The organism is Streptomyces sp. NH27 (genome assembly GCF_056859195.1).
Window position 1 is genome coordinate 1 of record NZ_JACEGK010000429.1, and the last position, 6,992, is coordinate 6,992.

General features: G+C 72.3%; 7 protein-coding genes and 1 pseudogene. 2 read left to right on the forward strand and 6 right to left on the reverse strand.

The window, feature by feature from the left end; genetic code table 11:
- Window positions 1–221: 221 nt before the first annotated feature.
- Window positions 222–302, reverse strand: a pseudogene (locus AC13HU_RS28150) (hypothetical protein); the annotation flags it as partial.
- 130 nt (window positions 303–432) lie between these two features.
- Window positions 433–573, reverse strand: coding sequence for a hypothetical protein (locus AC13HU_RS28155; RefSeq protein WP_483044771.1), 141 nt, complete (start codon window positions 571–573; stop codon window positions 433–435).
- 364 nt (window positions 574–937) lie between these two features.
- Between AC13HU_RS28155 and AC13HU_RS28160 the strand changes: the two genes are divergently transcribed.
- Together AC13HU_RS28160 and AC13HU_RS28165 are read left to right on the forward strand one after the other, a co-directional pair.
- Window positions 938–2,110 carry a type III PLP-dependent enzyme gene (locus AC13HU_RS28160; protein WP_483044777.1) on the forward strand — a complete coding sequence of 391 codons (1,173 nt, stop codon included), beginning with the start codon at window positions 938–940 and terminating at the stop codon, window positions 2,108–2,110.
- A complete protein-coding gene (locus AC13HU_RS28165) occupies window positions 2,107–2,613 on the forward strand; it encodes a GNAT family N-acetyltransferase (protein ID WP_483044772.1) in 507 nt (168 codons plus the stop codon). The genes AC13HU_RS28160 and AC13HU_RS28165 overlap by 4 nt, the downstream gene beginning before the upstream one ends.
- A 7-nt stretch (window positions 2,614–2,620) precedes the next feature.
- On the opposite strand, the gene AC13HU_RS28170 is transcribed toward AC13HU_RS28165, so the two are convergent.
- From AC13HU_RS28170 to AC13HU_RS28185, 4 genes are all read right to left on the reverse strand, one after another.
- On the reverse strand, window positions 2,621–3,961 hold the full coding sequence (locus AC13HU_RS28170) for a type I glutamate--ammonia ligase (RefSeq protein WP_483044773.1): 1,341 nt from the start codon (window positions 3,959–3,961) through the stop codon (window positions 2,621–2,623).
- Between the two features lie 94 nt (window positions 3,962–4,055).
- On the reverse strand, window positions 4,056–5,090 hold the full coding sequence (locus AC13HU_RS28175) for a 3-oxoacyl-ACP synthase III family protein (protein ID WP_483044774.1): 1,035 nt from the start codon (window positions 5,088–5,090) through the stop codon (window positions 4,056–4,058).
- Window positions 5,091–5,189: 99 nt separating this feature from the next.
- On the reverse strand, window positions 5,190–6,023 hold the full coding sequence (locus AC13HU_RS28180; RefSeq protein WP_483044775.1) for an ABC transporter ATP-binding protein: 834 nt from the start codon (window positions 6,021–6,023) through the stop codon (window positions 5,190–5,192).
- Window positions 6,020–6,992: ABC transporter ATP-binding protein (locus AC13HU_RS28185; protein ID WP_483044776.1), on the reverse strand; the 973-nt coding region annotated here is incomplete at its 5' end. The genes AC13HU_RS28180 and AC13HU_RS28185, both read right to left, overlap by 4 nt.

Sequence of the window (6,992 nt, forward strand, 5' to 3'; positions counted from 1 at the left end):
ACCGGGTACCGAGCGAGAAGACCCTGCGCAGCGTGCTGGGGCGCCTGGACCCGGCTGAGCTCAGCGCGGCCGGGTTCGCCTACCTGACGCTTCACGACCGCTGTCATCGAGCAGCAGTAGAACCCCCCCCGCGTATCCGTGAGGCCCCCGCCCATCACCGAGCGCATCAGCCGCTCGACCGTGCAGCGGGCCACCTGGTGCCCCTGCCGGCGCAGGCGGTGCCAGATCTTGCGGGCCCCGTAGTCGCGGTAGTTGGCCTCGAACACCTCTGGGACCAGGACCTTCAGTTCTGCATCGCGCACCGTGCGGGCCGAGGGCGGGCGGACCTTTGCCGCGTGGTAGGTGGAAGGGGCGATGCTGTTGCGCGCTCGGTCGGCACGGTGCAGATCGGCTCGACGCCGCCGAAGCGCTCCCGGTGCTCGTCGGTGAAGGTCACGAGCGGAGATGTGGCCGGTCGAGCTCGGCCGCGAAGAAAGCCGAGGCCGCCTTGAGGATCTCGTTCGCCCGCTTGAGCTCTGCGACCTCCTTCTTCAACGCCTTGACCTGGGCAGAGTCCTCCGCATGTTCATGCACTACGCGTGCGATACCTGGTGGGACCGGAGGGTTCCTTCGTCCGATCGAGCGCGATCTCGACGACGCAGTGGAACATGAAGTGCGGCCGGGGGTGAATTCGGGGCAGATGTCATAACCGACCTTTGGACTTCCTCGTTTCATCGCATGGGTGCCAGCGAGTCTTCGGCATCGATCATCCAGTCGTATGGGGAGTTCACACGTGAGGCATCAGGCCACCGACACGCGTCAGATCGCCGAACCGCGCCGGACGGCCGGTCGTGGCAGAACTGGCCCCAGCACCCTGACCGCGTCGGCCACGGTGCACGCGTCCAGCGTGTCCCTCCCCGGCCAGTACGATCCCCCCGGCCGCCATGGCCAATCCGCTCTGCGGGCCGCGCTCGCCGCCGCCGCCGAGGATGCGATCATCTACGACCTGGACGGCATCGGGCGCCAGTACACCGCCCTGTGTGCCGAACTGCCCGGAGTCGCGGTCCGCTTCGCGATGAAGGCATGCTCGGTGGGCGCGGTGCTCGAACACCTCGCCCGGCTCGGGTCCGGCTTCGACGCGGCCAGCCCGCAGGAGATCGCGCAGGCACTGCGCACCGGGGTGGCCCCTGAACTGATCCACTACGGCAACACCGTCAAGTCCGACCGCAATATCGCCGAGGCATACCGGCTCGGCGTGCGCGACTTCGCGACCGACAGCCTGGAGGACGTCGCCGCGATCGCCGAACACGCCCCCGGCTCAAGGGTGTTCTGCCGGATCGCGACCACCGGCGACGGCGCGCTGTGGGGCCTGAGCCACAAGTTCGGCTGCTCGCCCGAGGATGCCCTGCGGGTACTCGGTGGCGCCCGGGCCGCCGGGCTGGTGCCCTCGGGTCTGTCGGTGCACGTCGGCTCCCAGCAGATGAAGGCCGAAGCCTGGGTCGAGGCATTCGAGACGCTGGCCGCCTTACTGGAGGCGCTCAACCGGCACGGCATCGTTCCGGACCGGATCAACCTCGGTGGTGGACTGCCCGCGCTCGGCGTCCTCGATCGGCGCGGCCGGCCGTTGGAACCGCCGCTGGACAAGATGTTCACCGTGATCCGCGAAGGCATGGGGCGGCTGCGCGCTGTCAACTCCGCCCCGCCGGACTTCTTGCTGGAGCCCGGCCGCCACCTGGTCGCCGACCACGGTGCGATCCGTGCCCATGTTGCCCGGCTCACCTCCCGCCATCGACTCGACGGCAGCCGTGAGGACTGGCTCTACCTCAGCTGCGGGAAGTTCAACGGCCTTTACGAGATGGACCAGTTGCAGTACCGGCTGGAGTTCCCGACCCACCCTGGCGGGCCGTTCGTCGACGCCGTGGTGGCCGGTCCGACCTGCGACAGCGACGACGCGTACGCCCAGGAGGACGGCTGGGTACAGGTCCCGCGCGCGATCGCCTCCGGCGAGCCGGTGTGGGTCCATTCCTGTGGCGCGTACGCCGCCGCCTACGCCACCCAGGGGTTCAACGGCTTCGCGCCGCTGCCGTACATCTGCATTGGCAGCCCGGCTCCGGACGGAGGAGGCGCATGAACGACATCCGGATCCGACTCCTCCGGGAGGAGGATTGGGATGAGGTGGTCGCGTTGGAGGAACGCGCCTACGCGGCGAGCGGCCTGTCCGAGGGCGAGGAGGTCCTGCGCTCCCGGCACCGTGCCTCGCCCTCGACCTGCTTCGTGCTGGAGCACGCGGGCGGCTTCGGCGGTTACCTGCTGGCACTGCCGTACCCGCTCTTCCGCTGCCCGGACCTGAGCCTGGCCGAGGAGGGCACGGCAGCACGGGGCAACCTGCACCTGCACGACCTGGTGATCTCCGAGCGGTCACGCGGCCGGGGCCTGGCCCGCCGGATGCAGCGGCGACTGGAGGAGGCGGGTCGGGCCGGGCGCCACCGGACCCTGTCCCTGGTCGCCGTGCACGGCTTGCAGGGGCTGTGGAGCAGGCTGGGCTACCGCGTCCGCCCCGAGATCGATCTGCCCGCGGGCTACGGCACCGAGGCCGTCTACATGACGCAGCCGCTGGACGGGGCCGGGGAGTGACCCCCGGTCAGTAGCGCCAGCGGGTGGCCTCGATGATGTCCTCGTCCGTGCGGGTGGCGAACAGCTCCGCCTCCGCTCGGCGTACGGCGAGTACCGCCTCGTACAGGTCGCGGCCGAGGGCCTTGCGCAGGAGCGCGGACTTCTCGTAGGCGTCGGTCGCCTCGGACAGGGTTGTCGGGAGGCGGTCGGCGGTACCGAGGGTGGCGGGGTCGCTGCGGATCTCGGGCGGTAGGGGCAGCCCGGCGTCGAGCCCCGCGAGGCCCGCGGCCAGCATGCCGCCGATCACCAGGTACGGGTTGGCGGCGGCGTCGAAGCACTTGAACTCGGCGTTGGCCTGCCCGGCGGTGGAGCCGGTGATCAGGCGCAGCGCCGCCTCACGGTTCTCCAGACCCCAGCAGCGGTAGGCCCCGGCGAACCGGGAGGGAACCAGGCGCAGGTAGGAAGCGGCGCTGGGCGCGCCGAGGGCGAGCAGGGCCGGCAGTTCGGACAACACGCCCGCGAGGAAGTGCTCGGCTTCCGGGTGCAGCCCGTGGCGGCCGGGGCCGCCGTGTGCGAGGTTGCGGTCGTGCCGCCAGAGGCTGAGGTGCACATGGCCGCCGTTGCCGAGCACGCCCCCGGAGAAGACGGGCGCGTAGGAGACCCGCAGGCCGTGCCGGGCGGAGACGGCCCGGATGGTGTGGCGCACCAGCATCGCGGTGTCGGCTGCCTCGACCGGTCCCTCGGCGGCGACGGAGACCTCGAACTGCCCGGCGGCGTACTCGGGGTGGAGCTGGAGCACGGCGAGGCCCTGCCGGGTGAGGGCGTTCAGCACCTCCCGCAGGTAGTTGGAGTGCTCGACGAAGCGGGTCATGCCGTACCCGGGCCCGGGCGCCGCGGGGGTCCCGGCGGCGTCGGCCGCCACCCACTCGACCTCGATCCCGGCCTTCACCGACATCCCGCGCCCTTCGACGGCCTCGGCGGCCCGGCGGGTGAAGCCGCGCTGGCAGCCGGGGTGCGGGGCGCCGCCCTGGGTGTAGCGGTCGGCCGGGGCCCACGCCCAGCCGGGCTGGGCGGCGAGCGGGGTGAGCCGGTCGAGGTCGGGGACGAGCCGCAGGTCGCCGATCGGGCCGGTGCTCGACGGCGTCCGGGCGAAGGAGTCGTCGACCAGGGAGAAGTCGAAGCAGGGCGCGGCGCCGACACCGTACTCGGCTGCGTGTTCGAGCTGGGCGAGCGGGACGGACTTGACCCGGGTGAGCCCGGCGTTGTCGACCCAGCCGAACACCACCCCGTCGATGCCCTCGGCGGCGAGCTGTGGTGCGGCGGTCCGGGCCTGGGCGGCCCGTTCGGCCCGGGAACGCGTGGTGGTCATGCCGCCCATGCTGGTGCGGGCGGTGGCGGGAACGCCCGGGTTCGGCGGGAGTTCACCCGTTCGGGAAGGACCACGGCGACGAGTTGACGATGCGTCAGGCGTGCCGCATGCAGAGGCTTCCCCACTGGAAGCCCGCGCCGATCCCGGCCAGCACATAGGCGTCCCCCGGGCGCAGGGCGCCTGCGGTGGCGGTGGTGTGCAGCGCGGTGAACAGCCCGGCCGATCCGGTGTTGCCCAGCCGGTCCACGGTGACGGGGGCGCGCTCCGGGGGAACGTCCAGCGCCGCCATGGTCTCGGTGAGGATGTTCAGGTTGGCCTGGTGCAGGAAGAAATGACTGACCTGGTCGATCGGCACGCCGGCGCGGTGGGCGGCGCTGGTGATGCTCTCGGGCAGGCGGGTGGTCGCCGTGTTCCAGACGGCGCGGCCGTCCATGGACAGGTAGTGGTCTCCGGCGGCGACGGTGGCGGTGCCGGCGGGCAGCCGGGAGCCTCCGGCGGGGATCTGGACACCGTAGGACAGCTGGGAGCCGAGGCTGTAGGAGAGCAGGCCCGCTCCGGGGGTTTCGGAGCGGCTGAGGACGACGGCTGCCGCGGCGTCGCCGAAGAAGACGCCGGTGGTGCGGTCGGTGGGGTTGGCGAGCCTGGAGGCGCAGTCGGCCGCGAGGAGGAGGACGGTGGTGATGGAGGGGTTCTGCAGGAGGTGGGCGGCGATCAGCATGGCCTGGATGCCGGAGGCGCAGGCGGCTTGGGTGACGTCCAGAGCCAGGGCGCGGTGCGCGCCGAGGGCGTCCTTGACGATCAGCGCGGTCGACACCATCGGCTGGTCCCAGGTGTAGGTGGCGACGATGACCGCGTCCAGTCGGGTGGGCTCGATGCCGGCGGCGTCGAGGGCCGGGTGGGCAGCGGCGACGCACATGTCGGAGGTCGCCAGATGCGGTGCCAGCCGGCGGCGTTCGCGGATGCCGGTGCGGCTGGTGATCCATTCGTCGCTGGTGTCCAGGGTGCGGGTGAGCTCCTGGTTGGTGACGACCTCCGGGGGCAGGTGCATCCCGGTCCCGGCGATGGAGAACGGTACGGACAGGCCGACACCGGTCTGGTGGAACAGGGTCTGGTCCAGGGCGACGGTCATGTCGTGCTCCGTTCCGGCCTGATCGGTGCACCTCGAAGAACTCCCATGTTCGTTCCTTTCGATATCGGTTCGTGAATGGCGGGGTGCCGCCGGGGCCGATCACCCGGGCTCCGGCGGACACCGCGTCAGGGTGCCCGCCGGCGATGACGTCCGCTCCTCGGGCGGGGCCGCGCGCAGGGACGGCACGGAGGCGAGCAGCGTTCGGGTGTAGGGGTGCCGTGGAGTGCGCAGGATCGTCCCGGTGGGGGCGGTCTCGACTATCCGGCCGTGCCGCATGACCGCCACGACGTCGGAGACGTGGCAGACCGCCGGCAGGTTGTGGCCGATGAACAGCACGGACAGTCCGAGCCGTCGCTGGAGGTCGCGGATCGTGTTGAGGACGGATGCCTGTACCGAGACGTCGAGCGCCGAGGTGATCTCGTCGGCGATCAGCAGGCCGGGCTCGACGGCCAGGGCGCGGGCGAGGGAGACCCGCTGGCGCTGGCCGCCGGACAGTTGCCGCGGCAGGCGGTCGGCGAGCCGGGGGTCCAGGCCGACGAGGCCGAGCAGCTCGGTGACGCGCTCGGCGCGGGCGGCCCGGTCGAGTCGGCGGAAGACGGTGGCGGCTTCGACGAGCGCCTGACGGGCCGTCATCCGGGGGTCCAGCGCGGTGTCCGGGTCCTGGAGGACGACCTGGACGAGGCGGCCGAGCCGGCGCCGGTCGCGGACGGTGCGGGTGCGGACCTCCCGGCCGTCGACCAGGACCCGGCCACTGTCCACGGGGACGAGGCCGACGATCGCGCGGGCCAGACTGGACTTCCCCGAGCCGGACTCGCCCACGAGGCCGAGCGTGGTGCCGGACGGGATCTCCAGCGAGACACCGTCCACGGCGGCGGGGCGGACGCGGGGGCCGGGATGGCGGACGGTGAGGTCGGTGACCTGAAGGGTGGTCATGACGCGGTCACCTGCTCGGGGATCGCCGCAAGCGGTACAGGATGCCAGCAGGCGACCCGGTGGACGGCATCGAGGTCCTCCAGCCGTGGAGCCTGCTCGGCGCAGTGGTCCCGGCGGCGCGTGCAGCGGGGTTCGAACGGACATCCCGGTGCGGGCGCGAGCAGGTCGGGCGGTGCCCCCTCGATCGTCCGCAGCGGCCGGCCGCGGTCGACGGTGAGGTCCGGCACCGAGGCGACCAGGGCCCGTGTGTAGGGGTGCCGGGCGCCGTCGGTGAGGCGGTCGGCGGGCAGTGCCTCGACGATGCCGCCCGCATACATCACCAGGACCCGTTCGCAGAACTCGCCCACGAGCGCGATGTCGTGGCTGACGAAAAGGATCGCGGCGGAGGTGTCCCGCCGGATGTCGGTGAGCAGCCGGGTGATCTGCCGCTGCACGGTGACGTCAAGTGCGGTGGTCGGTTCGTCGGCGATGATCAGCCCCGGCCGCACCATCAGCCCGGAGGCGATCATCACGCGCTGACGTTGGCCGCCGGAGAGCTGGTGAGGACGTGAGCGCAGCAGTGCCGGGGACAGGGCGACCCGGCGCAGGGCGTCGGCGGCCTGCGCGGCGGCCCCCGCGCGGCTCGCACCCCGGTGGGCCCGCGGGGCCTCGGTGAGCTGGGTGGCGATCCGCAGGGACGGGTTGAGCGCGGAGGCCGGGTTCTGGAAGATCATCGCCAGGCCCGTCGCGAGGTGCCGGTCCCGCTCCTTGGGTGTCAGGGCGGCGAGGTCGGCTCCGAGCAGGCGCAGGGTGTGCCGCGAGACGCGCGCGCCGTACGGGAGCAGGTCGGCGATGGCGAGAGCGGTGAGCGACTTGCCCGAGCCCGACTCACCGACGAGCCCGCGGGCCTCGCCGGGCCGCACCGAGAAGCTCACGCCGCGCACCGGCCGGACCGTGCCGTCCGGGGTGGGGAGTTCGACGGTGAGGTCC